The following is a 15,802-nucleotide window of genomic DNA, read 5'->3' as shown; positions in this document are numbered from 1 at the left end:
ACCGCCATCGCTACTACAATCCGGATATTGGGTGTTACCTGACGCCTGATCCGGTGAAGTTGGCGGGTGGGCTCAACGCGTACCAGTACGTGCCTAACCCGACCGGATGGTTAGATCCGTTAGGGTTAGCTTGCACTTCTGGGAGCTGCCCTCCGCCACACACCGGAAACACGTGGGAGTTTAACTCCGATGTAGATCTGGACTGGCGCAAACAAGACCGCAACAGCTACGAGCAAATGCACACGGGTTTAGATGAAGCCTTTCGCAGAACAGGCATATCAAGGGATGAATACAGCGTATCCAAATGGGGTAAAGACCAATATGGAAAGTCATTTCCAACTGAATGGCGTGTCCAAAGCGGCCCAAATAGGGGGGCCGAGGTGAATATTGATGACCCAATACTTGTCCCAAGCAAAGAAGGGCCGAAATCACCTCATATTGGCTATCAAACCCCCGGAAAGAGAGCGGGCGGAGGGGCAAAAAGAGGTCATATACTTCTAAAACTGGTTCCCGTTAGCCGATCAAGAATTGGGATTCACTAATGAGTTACCTGGAAGAAGAAATAGATGATGCTTTCAGGAGCTTAGAAATAAGCTCTAGAAAACTTCAGACATACGAAACCACAGCATTAATAAATAACCTGACAAAAAAGTTCTTCAAGTTCGAGAGCAGCTTCCTCGACCCCGTCGAACTGAACGAGAAAAATTCAGAGCACAACCCCAATTTCTGGAAGGAAATACAGTACCGCATTAACCAAAAAGACCTGATTTTGTTGGTACTTGATTCAACATACTCGGGCTGGGAAATCGACAATGCGCGGGATATAGCCTCTATCTTAGGTGAAACGACCGGATATCCGTTCTGGGTGACGGATAGCAAACTCACGTTTCTGGTACACATGGATGATCATGACTGCGTTATTTGGGCTTGAAGATGGTTTGCCACAACTGGCCTTCTATCACCGTCATAGCCAACCCCAATTCGCCCACCCGCCCACCCCCACCTAAACTCTCCCCATGTTATTTCAACGGACAGAGGGTTCACCATCATGGGCAAACGTCATCCCAATCTCCCCGCCTGGCAATGGCGTAACTACCCGCAAAACCATCAGCACCCGACCAACCTGGCGTTGCACCTGATTGCCGTGCCGCTGTTTATCATCGGGTTTCTGTTGATTGTGTCCGGAGTGTTCAGCCTGAGCCTGGCCAGTTTCGCCATTGGCGTAGTCGGCATCCTCGCTGGCCTGGCGTTGCAGCGTCATGGCCATAGCCTGGAAGCCGAGGCCGGTGAGCCGTTCAGTGATCGTAAAGACGCAGTACAGCGCCTGGTGGTCGAGCAGTTCCTGACGTTCCCGCGCTTTGTGTTGAGCGGTGGCTGGTGGCGTGCCTGGCGGCTGCGCCACCGCCACTGACGATCAGGCGAAGACCACCACGGTCTGGCGGCTGAGGGCGATCAACGCGCCGGTTGGGCTCCACAGCGCGGCGGCGGCGTGACCGTAGCCGTCGCGCGCATGTTCGATGCTGACGTAGTACTGGCACCAGTCCAGGGTCGTCAACTCCTGCAAGGGCTGGATGAATTCGATGGTCCAGGTCAGTGTGCTGCCCGGAGCGGGCTTTTTCAGGTGCGGCAGTAACGCCGGTGGCCAGGCGTCGACTAGGGCGAGGATATGCGCTTCGGTCAGCGGTTCCTCCTTTACATCCCCGCGCAAGCGAACCCAACCGCCCATCTCGCGGGATTTATTACCGGTAAACGGCAAACCGCCAACGCTCCAGCGCATCGCCAGGTGGCGCATGAATTCAGGCGTGACGCCTTTGATATAGGGCAGTTCCTGGCACTCATCCCAGTGCTTGAACGTCGGCGGCGGCTCGCTGGCCACATCGATTTCCGACTCGCGGGATGCGCCAAAACTGGCCTGTACCAGGGTCGCGACCTCACCGTTCTGCACGACACGGCCGAGCAACTGGCTGACCGCCTTGCCTTCACGCAACACTTCGACTTGATAGCTGGCGGGTACATCGGGCGCGACCGGGCCAACGAAGGTGATCGCGAGCGAGCGCAATGGGCGGTCCGTCGGCACCTGGGCGCGCAAGGCTTCGTATTGCAACGCAGCAACCAGGCCACCGAACGTGGCACGGCCCTGGGCCCATTCAGCGGGAATGGTGACATCCAGCGGGTTGCTTCGGGCAGCGTCGAGCAAATCACTAAAGCGCATGGCGACCTCACATCAAAAAAAACGGATGTGCGATCTTAACCAGCGCGCAGCCAAGGTACAGCGCTTATTCCGGCCAAAAGCCGGACCGATTTAGAAACAATCCGCGCTGAGTTTGTCCAGCACGCGATCCGCCTGCCCTTCGGCCTTGGCCATGGTGCGATGCCATATCGCAACACAGGGCTGCAGATCGGCTTGATGTTCGGCCTGGGCCAACCATTGCCAGCAGTCATGCCAATCACCCAGTGCCGCTTGGGCTTTCTTCAGGCGTGGCAGGGCATTGGCGGGCAACTTATCCAGCTGGGGGTAAGCCTCGGCGGCATAGCGCACACGCTTGATCAACAAGCGCAAACGGTGGCGATCATGGTCTGGATCTTTCAGCGCTTGATCGAGTTTCTGCCATTGCTTGGCCAGGCGCTTTTCAATGCGCGGTCGCAAACCCTTGAGCAATTTCTGGTGCTCCGAGGCGCGGATAAAGCGCGGGAATGCATCAAGGATCAGCAGCAGATGCGCAACTTCCGGGCCTTGCGCCACCTGGCGATAGGCGTCGGGTTGCAGGCGCAGGCGTCGATCTGCGGCCTCGTGATAACCATGCTGATGCAAATACGCCGCCAGCACCTCTCGGTCGCGCAGCGGCGTCGTCAACTGGCCGACCGTGCCGGCGGCCAATTCAAGCTGTTCCACACCCGGCAGCCCGCGCAAAGGACGCAACAGACTGCGCAGGCGGCGCACGGTGGTGCGCAGATCATGCAGGGCTTCATCATCGGTAACGGCAGCGAGGCGAGCCTGGCAGCTCAGTAACCCTACTTCCAGGCCAATGACCTGAGCGACTAACTGATCGACCAAAGCTGACATCCTGCCCTCACTCTCAGATGAAAAATCCCACTCTGCGCTGCACGTTAACGCCCGGCGCGCGACTCACGAATATAGAACCGAGCTTTTTCGGCCTTGTTGGAGCAGCCTTCAAACGCCTCGAATTGCTGCTGGGTCTTGGCGCCCGTCAGTAACGACAAAGCCTTGGAGTAGCTGACGGTGCCGGCAAAACCTTCGGCCTTGGCCAGGTCGAGTTCTTTCCAGGCGGCATCCAATTGCGAGCCACAGCTGTCGCGGTATGCGGTTTTCCCGGCACAACCCGCCAGGGCCAACATGATCACAGGCACACACATCCAGGCTTTCATCGATGACACCTCAAAATAAAGAAAAACAGTCGTACGCTGTAGACGTTGCCTACAAGAAAAAGTGCCTTGTCCTTAGCCTGAAATCGGTAGTACCTATTGCCAGAGCATACCCGAGCCTGGGCGCTATTCTTGAAAAATATTGCCAGGCGCAACGAAGATTGAAGCGGCCCCCAAAATAGGCGCATTGTGGGCCCCCGTTTATGAAGGACATCGACCATGAAGAAACGTGTTGCCTTGGTGTTGGGTTCCGGCGGGGCCCGGGGCTACGCCCATATCGGGGTGATCGAGGAAATCGAACGGCGCGGCTACGACATCGCCTGTATTGCCGGTTGCTCCATGGGTGCCGTGGTGGGCGGGATCTACGCCGCCGGCAAACTGGACGAGTATCGAAACTGGATTGAAAGCCTCGACTACCTCGACGTGCTGCGCCTGGTGGACGTGAGTTTCCGCCTTGGGGCGATTCGTGGCGAAAAGGTCTTCGGGCAAATCCGCAAGATCGTCGGCGAGATCAATATCGAAGAGCTGCGCATCCCCTACACCGCCGTTGCCACCGACCTGACCAACCAACAGGAAATCTGGTTCCAGGAAGGCTGCCTGCACCAGGCCATGCGCGCCTCGGCAGCGATTCCCAGCCTGTTCACCCCGGTGATGCAAGGCAACCGCATGCTGGTGGACGGCGGCCTGCTCAACCCGCTGCCGATCGTGCCGGTGGTGTCGAGCCATTGTGACTTGATCATCGCGGTCAACCTCAACGCCACCAACCAGAAACACTACCAGTTGCCTGTGATCCAGCGCCCGCCGGCGTTCAAGAGCCGCTTCAACAGCCTGGCGAAATCACTGGGTTCGCACCTGCCGTTTCGCCGCAAGCAGGCCGAGCAGTTGATGAAACTTGAGCAGGAAGCCTTGCAGGCCCAGGCGGCCGAGATCAATCCGTGGCTGGAGTCGGCCGAACCCGAATCCCAGCAACCTGCCGCCGCACCGGAAAAGCCGGGGGCGCCGAAGTCGGCCACCGGTTCATTCATCATCGATAACGTCGGGCCGGCGTCATTGCTGGATCTGATCAACCAGAGTTTCGAGGTGATGCAGACTTCGCTGGCGCAATACAAGATCGCCGGCTACCCGCCGGATGTGCTGATCAACGTGCCGAAGCGGGTGTGCCGGTTTTTCGAGTTCTACAAGGCGCCGGAGTTGATCGCACTTGGGCGGGAAATTGCCAGCGACACACTGGATCGCTATGAGAGTGAGCAGCGCTGAGACAGCCGTGTCGCTAGAGCTGTGGTGAGCGGGCTTGCCCCGCGTTGGGCTGCGCAGCGGCCCCACTCAATGAGGAACGCGCAGTGTCAGGTACTCCTTTGGGCCTGGTTTTGGGGCTGCTGCGCAGCCCAACGCGGGGCAAGCCCGCTCACCACAGAATCCAAATAACCCACATAACCCACATAACCACAGAACCACAGAACCACAGAACCACAGAACCACAGAACCACAGAGAGGCTGACAGATCGCCTCAGGCGCTCAACAACCGATACCCCACTCCCGCCTCGGTCACGATAAACCTCGGCTGGGTCGGATCATCCGCCAGCTTCTGGCGCAGATGCCCCACCACAATCCGCAGGTAGTGACTGTCGTCGGTGTGGGTCGGGCCCCAGATGTCCTTGAGCAGTTGCTGTTGGGTGATCACCCGTCCCGGATGCCGCGCCAGTTGTGCCAGCACCGCGTATTCCTTGCGGGTCAGTGCCACCTCGGCGCCGTCCAGCAGCACGCGGCGATAGGCCAGGTCCACCGTCAACGGGCCAAACTGCAACGCCGCTTCCTGGGTCTCGCCCACCGGCGCCTGGCGCAACAAGGCGCGCACGCGGGCCAGGAACTCCTGGATGCCGAAGGGCTTGGTGACATAATCATTGGCGCCACCGTCAAGGGCTTCAACCTTCTGCCCTTCGCTGGCCCGCACCGACAGCACCAGTACCGGCACCGTCGACCACTCACGAAACTCGCGCAACACCTGCTGGCCGTCCATGTCCGGCAGGCCCAGGTCGAGTACCAGCAAGTCGGGTTTGCTCAACGCAGCCTGGGCCAGGCCTTCGTTGCCGGTACCGGCCTCGATCACTTTGTAGCCCTGGGAGGCCAGGCTGATGCGCAGGAATTTGCGGATCTGCGGTTCGTCATCAATGACTAAAATCGTCGCGGTCTGGCTCATGGCGTCCAATCAACATCCGTAGAGAAAACAGGGTAGCTCACGCCTCGCCTTCCAGGCCAGGCTGTGTCGGCAATGGCAGGAACAGCGTGATACAGGTACCGCGCCCCTCAATGCCATCGGCCACGCTGATATGCCCACCATGGGCGCCGACCATGCCCTGGCAGATCGCCAGGCCGAGGCCGGTTCCCTGCCCGCCTCGATCACCGCGTGCGGCGGTGTAGAACATGTCGAAGATCTTCGCCCGCTCATCCTCAGGAATACCGGGCCCCTCATCCGCCACGGCGAAAAACAATCGGTTATCCGAGACGCCGGCGCTCAGTTGCAATCGACCGTGGGGCGGTGAAAAGCGCGCGGCATTTTCCAGCACATTGACCAGTGCCTGTTCGATCAACGCAGCATGGACATAGAGCAACGGCAACTCCGCCGGCACATTGGTGCTCACCTGCAGAGGTGCCAACACCGCGCGCAAACGCCCGAGCGCACTGCCGACAATATCGCCGGGCGACACCCAGTCCCGCGCCAGCTTCAGCGCGCCATGGCCCAGTCGCGTCATGTCCAGCAGGTTCTGGATATAGCGGTCCAGGCGCTCGGCCTCATCGCGGGTGCCTTCGAGCAGCTCGCGACGATCCTCCAGGGGGATGGCTTCGCCGAGCGCCAGCAGGCTGTCGATACTGCCGCGCATGGAGGTCAACGGTGTGCGCAAATCGTGGGACACCGACGCCAGCAAGGCGCTGCGCAGTTGCTCGGTTTCGCCATGCAAACGGGCGGATTCCAGCTCCTGGGCCAACTGTGCCCGCGCCAGGGCCTGGGCCAGGGGCTGGCTCAAGGCGGTCAGCAAGCGACGGCGTTGGCCGCTCAATTCCAGGCCCGGCTTGGCACTGACGCCGAGCAACCCGAGCGGGCCTTCTTCGCCCGACAACGGCCACCACCACCAGCGCCCGAACGGCAAGGTGCCGGTGCCCATGCCTGCCGGCTGGTCATGCTGCCAGGCCCAATCGGCCGCAGCACGCTCGGCTTCGGTGAAGGTCAGCGGGCCGCCGGTCTCGACCTTCCAGCCACCCTGGCCGTCGCGATTGACCAGGCACAGATCCAGGTCGCTCCAACCTTCCAGATGGTGGGCGGCGGCACTGATCACCGCCTGGCGGTCGGTGGCGGCGGTGAGTTTGCGCGACAGGTCGAGCAGTTCGCCGGTTTCTTCCTGGGTGTCGCGCAATGCCTGCAACTGACGGCGCTGGCGTGCGGCAAGATTGCCGGTGAGCGCCGCCATCAGCAGGAAGAACAACAGCGTCAGCACGTCCTCCTCGCGCTGGATGGCGAAGGAGAAATTCGGCGGGATAAACAGGAAGTCATAGGTCAGGAACGACAACGCCGCACACACCAGGGACGGCCCCAGGCTGCTGCGCACCGCCACCAGCAACACGGCGGCAAGAAACACCAGCGAGATATTCGGCAACGGCAGCGCGCTTGCCACGGCCCAGGCCACAGCGGCGGCGACGACAGTCGCAACCACAGCCAAGGCGTAATCGAACCACACCAGGCCGCGCACATCCGGCAGGCGTGGGGCTGCGGGCACATCGTCACTGTCGAGGACGTTGATTTCCAAGCCCCGGGCATTACGCAACAGGCGCGCCGCCAAACCGCCACCGAACAGGCGACGCCGCCAACGCATTCGCGACTGCCCCACCAACAGCAGGCTGGCACGGCGTTCGGCGGCATGCTGGATCAAGGTCTTGGCCACCTCCCCCGCCCGCAGCAGCACCACTTCGCCGCCAAGGCGCTCGGCCAGTTGCTGGGCGTTTTGCAGGCGCAGGCGGGCCTGCTCATCCCGCGCACGGCCGTTGTCGATATGCACCAGGCTCCACGGCAAATGCCGGCGCTGGGCGACGCGACTGGCATGGCGCACCAGGCGTTCGGCCTGCGCATCGCCATCCACGCCCACCAACAGACGACCGCGCACCGCCGGCGCCGCCTGGCCGAGCTGGCGATAGCCCTGGGCCAAATCGTCGTCGACATGGGCGGCGGCGGTCTGCATCGCCAGCTCGCGCAGGGCCATCAGGTTGGTCTGGGTGAAGAACGCATCGATGGCGGCGCGGGCCTGCTCCGGCACATACACCTTGCCGTCGCGCAGACGCTCGAGCAGTTCGCGGGACGGCAGGTCGATCAGCAGCAGTTCGTCGGCTTCCTGCAGCACCCAATCCGGCAAGGTTTCGCGGACCTGCACACCGGTGATACCGCGGACCTGGTCATTCAGGCTTTCCAGGTGCTGGACGTTGACCGTGGTAAACACGTCGATGCCGGCGGCGAGCAGTTCCTGAATGTCTTGCCAACGCTTTTCATGGCGGCTGCCGGGGGCGTTGCTGTGGGCCAGTTCGTCCACCAGCACCAGCTTGGGCTTGGCGGCGAGCAGGCCGTCGAGGTCCATTTCTTCGAGCATCACGCCACGGTATTCGCTGCGCAACAGCGGTTGTTGCGGCAGGCCGCTGAGCAAGGCTTCGGTCTCGGCTCGGCCGTGGGTTTCAACCACGCCGGCGATCAGTTTGACGCCCTGGCGCAATTGGGTGTGGGCAGCCTGGAGCATGGCGTAGGTCTTGCCCACACCCGGCGCAGCGCCGAGGAAAACTTTGAGCCGGCCACGGCCGTCCCGGGGTAGATCGGCTAGCAGGGCATCGGCGCGGCCGGAGTCGCTCATGCTGGGGTTTCCTTCAATTGTTCAGACCCAGAGAAAATCCAATGTGGGAGGGGGCTTGCCCCCGATAGCGGTGGTTCAGTCGATACCTGTGTTGACTGACACTCTGCTATCGGGCAAGCCCCCTCCCACAGGGTTCAGAGTTTTTCCAGGGCCATGTTCAGCGCCAGCACATTCACCACTGGCGGCCCCACCAGCGGGCTTTCGATATGTTCATCCAACAACCGTTGCAGGGTCGACACCGGCACATTTCGCGCGGCAGCCACCCGTGCCAGTTGATAGGCAATCGCCTGGGGTGGCAAGTGTGGATCAAGACCGCTGCCGGAGGTAGTCAGCGACACCAAAGGCACCGGGCCCTGGCCGGGCACCAACTGTTTGTTCGCGTCATCGAACACGCGGGTGGCCAAGGCCGGGTTGCTGGGGCCGAGGTTACTGGCGCTGCTGGAAACCGTCGCAAAGGCCCCCGCCGAAGGGCGCGGATGGAACCAGCTGTCACCGGTAAAGTCCTGGGCGATCAGGCTGGAGCCACGCACCTTGCCGCTGGCATCGCGCACCAGGCTGCCGTTGGCCTGGTCCGGGAAAGCGACTTGGGCGACGCCGGTCACCACCAGTGGGTAGGCCACGCCGGTGATCAGGGTCATGAGCACCAGCAGGCTCAGGGCCGGGCGGATTATGTTGGACATTTCAAATTCCTCAATTCGGTCTTTGCAACCTGTGGGCACCGGGGTGGCGCCCACAGGCATCGGGTCACACCAGGTGCAGCGCGGTCAGCAGCATGTCGATCGCCTTGATGCCCACGAACGGCACCAGCAACCCGCCCAGGCCATAGATCAGCAGGTTGCGCCGCAGCAACGCCGCCGCACTCGCGGCCTGCACACGCACACCGCGCAGCGCCAGGGGAATCAGCACCACGATGATCAGCGCGTTGAACACGATGGCCGAGAGAATCGCGCTCTGGGGGCTCTGTAAATGCATCACGTTAAGCACGCCCAACTGCGGATAGATCGAGGCGAACAACGCCGGCAGGATCGCGAAGTACTTGGCCACGTCGTTGGCGATGGAAAAGGTGGTCAACGCACCACGGGTCACCAGCAACTCCTTGCCGATCTGCACCACGTCCAGCAGCTTGGTGGGGTCGCTGTCGAGGTCGACCATATTGGCGGCCTCGCGGGCGGCCTGGGTGCCGTCGTTCATCGCCATGCCGACGTCCGCCTGGGCGAGTGCCGGGGCGTCGTTGGCACCGTCGCCGCACATCGCCACCAGGCGGCCGTCGTTTTGCTCGTGACGGATGCGCGCGAGTTTTTTCTCCGGGGTCGCTTCGGCCAGCACGTCATCCACACCGGCTTCGGCAGCAATCGCAGCGGCCGTCAGCGGGTTGTCACCGGTGACCATCACCGTGCGAATCCCCAGCTTGCGCAGCTCGGCGAAACGTTCGCGGATACCGGGCTTGACCACGTCCTTGAGGTGGATCGCACCGAGCAATTTGCCGTCGGCACACACCAGCAAGGGCGTGCCGCCGCTCTGGGCGATCTTGTCGATTTCCCGCGCCAATGCCGGTTGCAGGTCGCCGCGTGGCTGGCCGATAAACGCCAGCAACGAATCCACTGCGCCTTTGCGGAACACGCGGCCCTGGTAGTCGACACCGGACAAGCGGGTTTCGGCGCTGAACGGTACCGCGGTCAGTTCATCCAGGGATGGCTCGGCCTGCGGGTGCAGAGCCCGCAGGTATTCGACGATGGATTTGCCTTCTGCCGTGTCATCGGCCAAAGAAGCAAACAACGCACCTTCGGCCACTTCCTTGCCGCTGACGCCAGGCGCCGCAACCACCGCCGCACACCGACGGTTACCAAAAGTGATGGTGCCGGTCTTGTCCAGCAGCAACACATGCACGTCACCGGCCGCCTCCACGGCACGACCAGACTTCGCGATCACATTAAGGCGCACCAGACGGTCCATACCGGCAATACCGATGGCCGACAACAAGCCGCCGATGGTGGTAGGAATCAGCGTCACCAGCAGTGCGACCAAAAACACCAGCGGCAAGCTGCCGTTGGCGAAGTGGGCGAAGGGCTGCAAGGTCACGACCACCAGCAGGAAGATCAGGGTCAGGCCGATCAGCAGGATATCCAGCGCGACTTCGTTGGGAGTTTTCTGACGCTTGGCGCCTTCGACCAGGGCGATCATGCGGTCCAGGGTGGACTCGCCGGGATTGGCGGTGATGCGGATCAGCAGCCAGTCCGACACCAGCCGCGTATTGCCGGTGACGGCCGAGCGATCGCCGCCGGACTCGCGGATCACCGGCGCGGACTCACCGGTGATCGCCGCTTCGTTGACCGCTGCGATGCCTTCGACGACCTCGCCGTCGCCGGGGATCATTTCCCCGGCGGCCACACGCACCACATCACCTTTACGCAGACTGGTGGCCGGCACGACCTTGAAGCTGCCATCGGCTTCCTTACGCCGCGCGCTCAGGCCTTCGCTGCCGGCCTTGAGGCTGTCGGCACGGGCCTTGCCGCGTCCTTCGGCCAAGGCTTCGGCGAAGTTGGCGAACAGCACGGTGAACCACAGCCACACGGCGATTTGCACGGCCACATACGTCGGTACGGCGGTGTCGGGCACAAAGCACAGCACGGTGGTGAGGATGGCGGTCAGCTCGACCACCAGCATCACCGGCGAGCGTTGCAGCTGGCGCGGGTCCAGCTTGACGAACGCCTGGACCAGCGCCGGGCGCCACAGGGCAGAGACGGCGGTTTTGGCGGGTTCCTGGGTTTTGACCGGGGCCGCGTTTTTTGCAGGCATATTCATGTTCATATCCCCTTTTTAGAAGCCCATGCTCAAGTGTTCAGCGATGGGCCCCAGCGCCAGCGTCGGCAGGAAAGTCAGGCCGCCCACCAGCAAAATAGTCACGGTCAACAGGGTCACGAACAGCGGACCATGGGTCGGGAAGCTGTTCTGGCCAATCGGTGCGGTCTTCTTCATCGCCAGGCTGCCGGCCAGGGCCAGTACCGGGAGGATGTAGCCGAAGCGGCCGATCAACATGCCCAGGCCCAGCATCAGGTTGTGGAACGGCGTGTTGGCACTGAAACCGCCGAACGCCGAGCCGTTGTTGGCGCTGGCCGAGGTGTAGGCGTACAGCAACTGGCTGAAACCATGAGGGCCAGGGTTACTGATCGCGCCGGCTGGGCCGGGCAGGCTCGCGGCGATGGCACCCAGTACCAGCACGCCCACCGGCATCACCAACAGGGTCACGACCAGCAGCTGCACTTCCTTGGCCTGGAGTTTCTTGCCCAGGTATTCCGGGGTGCGCCCGATCATCAGGCCGGCCAGGAACACCGCGATCAACACGTTGAGCAACATGCCGTACATACCGGCGCCGACGCCGCCGAAGATCACTTCGCCGACCATCATGTTGACCAGCGCCACCATCCCACTGAGGGGGTTGAGGCTGTCTTGCATGCCGTTGACCGAACCGTTGGACGCCGCCGTGGTGGTCACCGACCACAACACCGTGCCGGTGGTGCCGAAGCGCGCTTCCTTGCCTTCCAGCGGTGCGGTCTGCTCGACGGCCGGGTTGTTCAAGGTCGGGTTGGGCTGGTATTCGGACCACAGGGAAGTGGCGCCGCCGATCAGGAACAGCGCCAGCATGCAGCCAAGGATCGCGCGGCTCTGGCGCAGGTCTTTCACGTAGTGGCCGAAGGTGAATACCAACGCCACCGGGATCAGGATGATCGAAGCCACTTCGAACAGGTTGGCCCAGGCGGTCGGGTCTTCAAACGGGTGCGCCGAGTTGACGCCGAAGAAGCCGCCGCCGTTGGTGCCCAGTTGCTTGATCGCAATCTGGCTGGCTGCCGGGCCCAAGGGGATCACTTGATCCACACCTTGCAGGGTCACGGCATCCACATAGTGCGCGAAGGTTTGCGGTACGCCCTGCCACACCAGGAACAGCGCCAGCACCAGGCACAACGGCAGCAGGCCGTAGAGCGTGGCGCGGGTCATGTCGACCCAGAAGTTACCCAGGGTCCTGGCGGATTTGCGCCCGATCCCACGGCACAGCGCGACCAGGACGGCCAGGCCGGTGGCCGCACTGACGAAGTTCTGCACGGTCAGGCCAGCCATCTGGCTGAGGTAGCTCAGGGACGCCTCACCGCTGTAGGACTGCCAGTTGGTGTTGGTCATGAAACTGACCGCGGTATTGAAGGCCAGGGTCCATTCCTGGCCCGGCAATTTCTGCGGGTTCAGTGGGAGATAGTCCTGGAACAGCAGGATCGCGAACAACAGCAAAAAGCCCGCGAGGTTGAACGCGAGCAAGGCCAGCATGTATTTCTGCCAGCTTTGTTCCTGATGTTCATCCACCCCCGACAGGCGATAACAGGCTTTTTCGACAGGCCCCAGCACCGGGCTGAGCCACGTGCGCTGGCCTTCCATCACCTTGTAGTAGAACCGCCCCAGGAACGGCGCCGGCACCAGTACCACGGCAAAGAAGGCAATGATCAGCCAATAGTCATAACTGTGCATGGCCAGCTCCTAGTTCCGATCCGCGCGTAACAGCGCAACCAGCAGATAAATGAACAGCGCCACGGCCAATAGCAGTGACACCCCGTCCAGAACGCTCATGGAAGTCTCTCCGTTTAGCGGCGAGTGCCGCGTGTGGGGCAATTGTCCGCAGGAGTGGCGTAAAGGAACGAGAGCGAGGGGGTGGACGGGGCGTAAAGATGGCGTAAAGAGTGGGTTTATGCGGGGTTTACACGGGGGTATTCGGCGTCTGGGCGGGCGCTATCGGGAGCAAGCCCCCTCCCACACTTGACCGCGTTGTCATGCCGAGCGCCAGTCAACCTGTGGGAGGGGGCTTGCTCCCGATAGCGCCGGCACCGTGACCGCCGCACCTATCTGGTGCGACACCGGCAAATTTCAAACGCCAAACCATCCCCCACACGACAGTTGCGCCGCTTTACGACAATGATTCTCAGGCTGGCATGGCCGCTGCAACACCTTGAATCATTCCAAACCGTTCAGGGAGCGCAGCACAATGAACACACAACTCAAACCCACCTTGGGCACCCTGCATTTATGGGGCATTGCCGTCGGGCTGGTGATTTCCGGGGAATACTTCGGCTGGAGCTACGGCTGGGGCGTGGCCGGGACCTTGGGCTTCCTGGTGACCTCGCTGATGGTCGCCGCGATGTACACCTGCTTTATCTTCAGTTTCACCGAGCTGACTACCGCCATTCCTCACGCAGGCGGGCCGTTTGCCTACAGTCGTCGCGCCTTTGGGGAGAAAGGCGGCTTGATCGCAGGCCTCGCCACCCTGATCGAATTTGTCTTCGCCCCGCCTGCCATCGCCCTGGCGATCGGCGCGTATCTGAATGTGCAGTTCCCGGCCCTGGACCCCAAGCATGCGGCCGTCGGTGCCTACATCGTATTCATGGGGCTGAATATTCTCGGCGTGAAACTGGCCGCGACCTTCGAGCTGGTGGTGTGCGTGCTCGCCGTCGCCGAGCTGCTGGTGTTCATGGGCGTGGTCGCGCCCGCGTTCAGCTTCAGCAACTTTGCCCTGAACGGTTGGGCCGGTTCCGATACCTTCGGCGCCCCGGCGGTTGCCGGGATGTTTGCGGCGATTCCGTTTGCCATCTGGTTTTTCCTGGCCATCGAAGGCGCGGCCATGGCGGCCGAGGAAGCGAAAGATCCTAAGCGCACCATTCCAAAGGCCTACATCAGCGGCATCCTGACCCTGGTGATCCTGGCCATGGGCGTGATGTTCTTCGCCGGCGGCGTGGGCGACTGGCGCACCCTGTCGAACATCAACGATCCACTGCCGCAGGCGATGAAAACCGTGGTGGGCGACAACTCCGGCTGGCTGCACATGCTGGTCTGGATCGGCCTGTTCGGCCTGGTGGCGAGCTTCCACGGCATTATCCTGGGCTACTCGCGCCAGTTCTTTGCCCTGGCCCGCGCCGGTTACCTGCCCTCCTTCCTCGCCAAATTATCGCGCTTTCAGACACCACACCGGGCAATCATCGCCGGTGGCGTGGTCGGCATCGCCGCCATCTACAGCGATGGCCTGATCAACCTGGGCGGCATGACATTGACCGCGGCGATGATCACCATGGCGGTGTTCGGTGCCATTGTGATGTACATCATGAGCATGCTCAGCCTGTTCAAACTGCGTAAGACCGAACCGCTGCTGGAACGTACCTTCCGCGCGCCGGGTTATCCGATCGTGCCCGGCATTGCGCTGGCGCTGGCCGTGGTCTGCCTGGTAGCCATGGCGTGGTTCAACACGCTGATCGGGCTGATCTTCCTCGGCTTTATGGCCGTGGGTTTCATCTACTTCCAAATGACCGCACAGGATCGTGCCGATGCACCGGCAGACGCAATGTTGACCGGGCTCTAAGGTTTCGAGGCAGAACGGGCCTACACTGAACTACTCAGAAAGCCCGTCACTCAAAGTAGTTATTGCCGTGGGAAAATTCTCCGACGGTAATCTGCCTCAAGGAGAGCCTTATGCCGTGGTATGCGTGGTTGATTATGGTGGTTGCGATCGGGTCGATCGTCGGAGGGCTGATGATGCTGCGTGACAGCGCCAACAAGGTGGAACTCACCGACGAACAACGCAAGCGCGTGGCCGAGCGCAACGCCCAGGCGGACGCCAAGGACGCGCAGGACCGCTAGGACCGCTTACTCCCAATCCGCCTTGGCAATCTGCAACCCGTGCTGCCCTTTATAGGCAGCACGCTCCGGCTGGCTCCAGCCGTCCAGCAACTCGTCCTCCAGCCGATAGATCTCAACCCCCAACGGACGGCACACCGTCAGCGGATCCTGCGCATCCGGCCCCCACATCGGCAGCGACAAATCCCCGCCCGGGCACGTCGACAGCGCGCAGAGCAAATCAATCTCGGCAAAGAACTCCAGGTAATCGCCCTTCTGCGCCGGGCAGGCTTTCATGAAATACATGTCGTCGTGATTGAGGCCCGTGCACTGGAAAATATTCAGCACGTCATGCACGTCGAATTCCGTCAGACCGTGGGGTAATACCGCGCGGGTCAGGTTGGAGTGGCAATGGTGATGGAAGTCCTCGCCGGTGAGCATGCGGTTCACATAGGGATCGCACCGTGTCCCCAGCAAGTCATGCAGACGCCCGCCGTGCTCATCGATGCCGTAACTGGCCAGGCTGTCATCGGTGATGGTCACCAGTGGCCTTAGAAATGGCAGATTCGACCATAGCCGGTCATGAGTGCTCACATGCGCCCCCTGCAACTGACGGGTACGTGCTGCCCAAAGACGTTCGCGGGGGTCATTGGCGTTCCACACATTGAAGTCCCCCACCTGCGGGCCCACGGGCGTGGTAACACGAAACACATGCCCGGCGGGCACCTTCCACGCCCTGCCCGTGCGAATCGGTACCTCGAACTGCTCGATCAAGCTGCGCTGATCTTTTCGGTCACGAATGCGCTCGTAAAATGCCGCGTCGACCTGCAACGCCGAACCCTTGCTGACCTGATAAGCGGCCGGATAGTCTTTGTACATGATGCAGATCC

General features: G+C 61.7%; 16 protein-coding genes. 6 read left to right on the top strand and 10 right to left on the bottom strand.

The window, feature by feature from the left end:
• From BFP99_RS31955 to BFP99_RS13535, 3 genes are all read left to right on the top strand, one after another.
• On the top strand, positions 1-542 hold a 542-nt coding region (locus tag BFP99_RS31955), incomplete at its 5' end, for a polymorphic toxin type 47 domain-containing protein (RefSeq protein WP_256098133.1).
• On the top strand, positions 542-931 hold the full coding sequence (locus tag BFP99_RS13540) for a hypothetical protein (protein WP_065947443.1): 390 nt from the start codon (positions 542-544) through the stop codon (positions 929-931). The genes BFP99_RS31955 and BFP99_RS13540, both read left to right, overlap by 1 nt.
• Before the next feature lie 117 nt (positions 932-1,048).
• On the top strand, positions 1,049-1,411 hold the full coding sequence (locus BFP99_RS13535; RefSeq protein ID WP_027604139.1) for an Mpo1-like protein: 363 nt from the start codon (positions 1,049-1,051) through the stop codon (positions 1,409-1,411).
• A gap of 3 nt (positions 1,412-1,414) precedes the next feature.
• Here BFP99_RS13535 and BFP99_RS13530 read toward each other — a convergent pair whose 3' ends face one another.
• From BFP99_RS13530 to BFP99_RS13520, 3 genes are all read right to left on the bottom strand, one after another.
• Positions 1,415-2,212 carry an acyl-CoA thioesterase gene (locus BFP99_RS13530; protein ID WP_065947442.1) on the bottom strand — a complete coding sequence of 266 codons (798 nt, stop codon included), beginning with the start codon at positions 2,210-2,212 and terminating at the stop codon, positions 1,415-1,417.
• Positions 2,213-2,302: 90 nt separating this feature from the next.
• Entirely contained in the window at positions 2,303-3,064 is a 762-nt protein-coding gene (locus BFP99_RS13525; protein ID WP_065947441.1) for a CHAD domain-containing protein, read from the bottom strand.
• A gap of 44 nt (positions 3,065-3,108) precedes the next feature.
• A complete protein-coding gene (locus BFP99_RS13520) occupies positions 3,109-3,387 on the bottom strand; it encodes a hypothetical protein (RefSeq protein ID WP_003172685.1) in 279 nt (92 codons plus the stop codon).
• A gap of 216 nt (positions 3,388-3,603) precedes the next feature.
• Here BFP99_RS13520 and BFP99_RS13515 point away from each other — a divergent pair, with 216 nt between their 5' ends.
• A complete protein-coding gene (locus tag BFP99_RS13515; RefSeq protein WP_065947440.1) occupies positions 3,604-4,641 on the top strand; it encodes a patatin-like phospholipase family protein in 1,038 nt (345 codons plus the stop codon).
• Positions 4,642-4,891: 250 nt separating this feature from the next.
• Here the strand turns inward: BFP99_RS13515 and BFP99_RS13510 are convergent, their stop codons facing one another.
• The 6 genes from BFP99_RS13510 to kdpF form a co-directional block, all read right to left on the bottom strand.
• Positions 4,892-5,581, bottom strand: a complete 690-nt coding sequence (locus BFP99_RS13510) for a response regulator (protein ID WP_027604142.1) — start codon at positions 5,579-5,581, stop codon at positions 4,892-4,894.
• 37 nt (positions 5,582-5,618) lie between these two features.
• Complete coding sequence (locus BFP99_RS13505) at positions 5,619-8,270, bottom strand: sensor histidine kinase (RefSeq protein WP_065947439.1); 2,652 nt, start codon at positions 8,268-8,270, stop codon at positions 5,619-5,621.
• A gap of 134 nt (positions 8,271-8,404) precedes the next feature.
• Positions 8,405-8,950, bottom strand: coding sequence for a potassium-transporting ATPase subunit KdpC (kdpC, locus tag BFP99_RS13500; protein WP_027604144.1), 546 nt, complete (start codon positions 8,948-8,950; stop codon positions 8,405-8,407).
• A 64-nt stretch (positions 8,951-9,014) separates the two neighbouring features.
• Complete coding sequence (gene kdpB / locus BFP99_RS13495; RefSeq protein ID WP_065928095.1) at positions 9,015-11,078, bottom strand: potassium-transporting ATPase subunit KdpB; 2,064 nt, start codon at positions 11,076-11,078, stop codon at positions 9,015-9,017.
• A 9-nt stretch (positions 11,079-11,087) separates the two neighbouring features.
• Entirely contained in the window at positions 11,088-12,782 is a 1,695-nt protein-coding gene (gene kdpA, locus BFP99_RS13490) for a potassium-transporting ATPase subunit KdpA (protein ID WP_065928096.1), read from the bottom strand.
• 9 nt (positions 12,783-12,791) lie between these two features.
• Positions 12,792-12,881, bottom strand: a complete 90-nt coding sequence (gene kdpF / locus BFP99_RS13485) for a K(+)-transporting ATPase subunit F (protein ID WP_003218754.1) — start codon at positions 12,879-12,881, stop codon at positions 12,792-12,794.
• A gap of 412 nt (positions 12,882-13,293) precedes the next feature.
• Here kdpF and eat point away from each other — a divergent pair, with 412 nt between their 5' ends.
• Both eat and BFP99_RS13475 read left to right on the top strand, forming a co-directional pair.
• Positions 13,294-14,658 carry an ethanolamine permease gene (gene eat / locus BFP99_RS13480; protein ID WP_065928097.1) on the top strand — a complete coding sequence of 455 codons (1,365 nt, stop codon included), beginning with the start codon at positions 13,294-13,296 and terminating at the stop codon, positions 14,656-14,658.
• A 110-nt stretch (positions 14,659-14,768) separates the two neighbouring features.
• A complete protein-coding gene (locus BFP99_RS13475; RefSeq protein WP_003172675.1) occupies positions 14,769-14,936 on the top strand; it encodes a DUF2897 family protein in 168 nt (55 codons plus the stop codon).
• 6 nt (positions 14,937-14,942) lie between these two features.
• Here BFP99_RS13475 and BFP99_RS13470 read toward each other — a convergent pair whose 3' ends face one another.
• The gene (locus BFP99_RS13470; protein WP_027604148.1) at positions 14,943-15,791 is read right to left on the bottom strand and encodes an urea carboxylase-associated family protein; all 849 of its coding nucleotides are present in this window, start codon (positions 15,789-15,791) and stop codon (positions 14,943-14,945) included.
• Positions 15,792-15,802 lie beyond the last annotated feature (11 nt).

Source organism: Pseudomonas sp. 1 R 17 (assembly GCF_900067035.1).
Lineage (GTDB): Bacteria > Pseudomonadota > Gammaproteobacteria > Pseudomonadales > Pseudomonadaceae > Aquipseudomonas > Aquipseudomonas marginalis.
The sequence above is the reverse complement of the archived record's forward strand: the minus strand, read 5'-3'. Positions and strand labels throughout refer to the sequence as shown.

Bases quoted from the DNA above. Each gene is read 5' to 3' on its own strand.
- BFP99_RS13540 (WP_065947443.1), top strand. From the start codon at position 542: ATGAGTTACCTGGAAGAAGAAATAGATGATGCTTTCAGGAGCTTAGAA.
- BFP99_RS13535 (WP_027604139.1), top strand. From the start codon at position 1,049: ATGGGCAAACGTCATCCCAATCTCCCCGCCTGGCAATGGCGTAACTAC.
- BFP99_RS13530 (WP_065947442.1), bottom strand. From the start codon at position 2,212: ATGCGCTTTAGTGATTTGCTCGACGCTGCCCGAAGCAACCCGCTGGAT.
- BFP99_RS13525 (WP_065947441.1), bottom strand. From the start codon at position 3,064: ATGTCAGCTTTGGTCGATCAGTTAGTCGCTCAGGTCATTGGCCTGGAA.
- BFP99_RS13520 (WP_003172685.1), bottom strand. From the start codon at position 3,387: ATGAAAGCCTGGATGTGTGTGCCTGTGATCATGTTGGCCCTGGCGGGT.
- BFP99_RS13515 (WP_065947440.1), top strand. From the start codon at position 3,604: ATGAAGAAACGTGTTGCCTTGGTGTTGGGTTCCGGCGGGGCCCGGGGC.
- BFP99_RS13510 (WP_027604142.1), bottom strand. From the start codon at position 5,581: ATGAGCCAGACCGCGACGATTTTAGTCATTGATGACGAACCGCAGATC.
- BFP99_RS13505 (WP_065947439.1), bottom strand. From the start codon at position 8,270: ATGAGCGACTCCGGCCGCGCCGATGCCCTGCTAGCCGATCTACCCCGG.
- kdpC (WP_027604144.1), bottom strand. From the start codon at position 8,950: ATGTCCAACATAATCCGCCCGGCCCTGAGCCTGCTGGTGCTCATGACC.
- kdpB (WP_065928095.1), bottom strand. From the start codon at position 11,078: ATGAACATGAATATGCCTGCAAAAAACGCGGCCCCGGTCAAAACCCAG.
- kdpA (WP_065928096.1), bottom strand. From the start codon at position 12,782: ATGCACAGTTATGACTATTGGCTGATCATTGCCTTCTTTGCCGTGGTA.
- kdpF (WP_003218754.1), bottom strand. From the start codon at position 12,881: ATGAGCGTTCTGGACGGGGTGTCACTGCTATTGGCCGTGGCGCTGTTC.
- eat (WP_065928097.1), top strand. From the start codon at position 13,294: ATGAACACACAACTCAAACCCACCTTGGGCACCCTGCATTTATGGGGC.
- BFP99_RS13475 (WP_003172675.1), top strand. From the start codon at position 14,769: ATGCCGTGGTATGCGTGGTTGATTATGGTGGTTGCGATCGGGTCGATC.
- BFP99_RS13470 (WP_027604148.1), bottom strand. From the start codon at position 15,791: ATGTACAAAGACTATCCGGCCGCTTATCAGGTCAGCAAGGGTTCGGCG.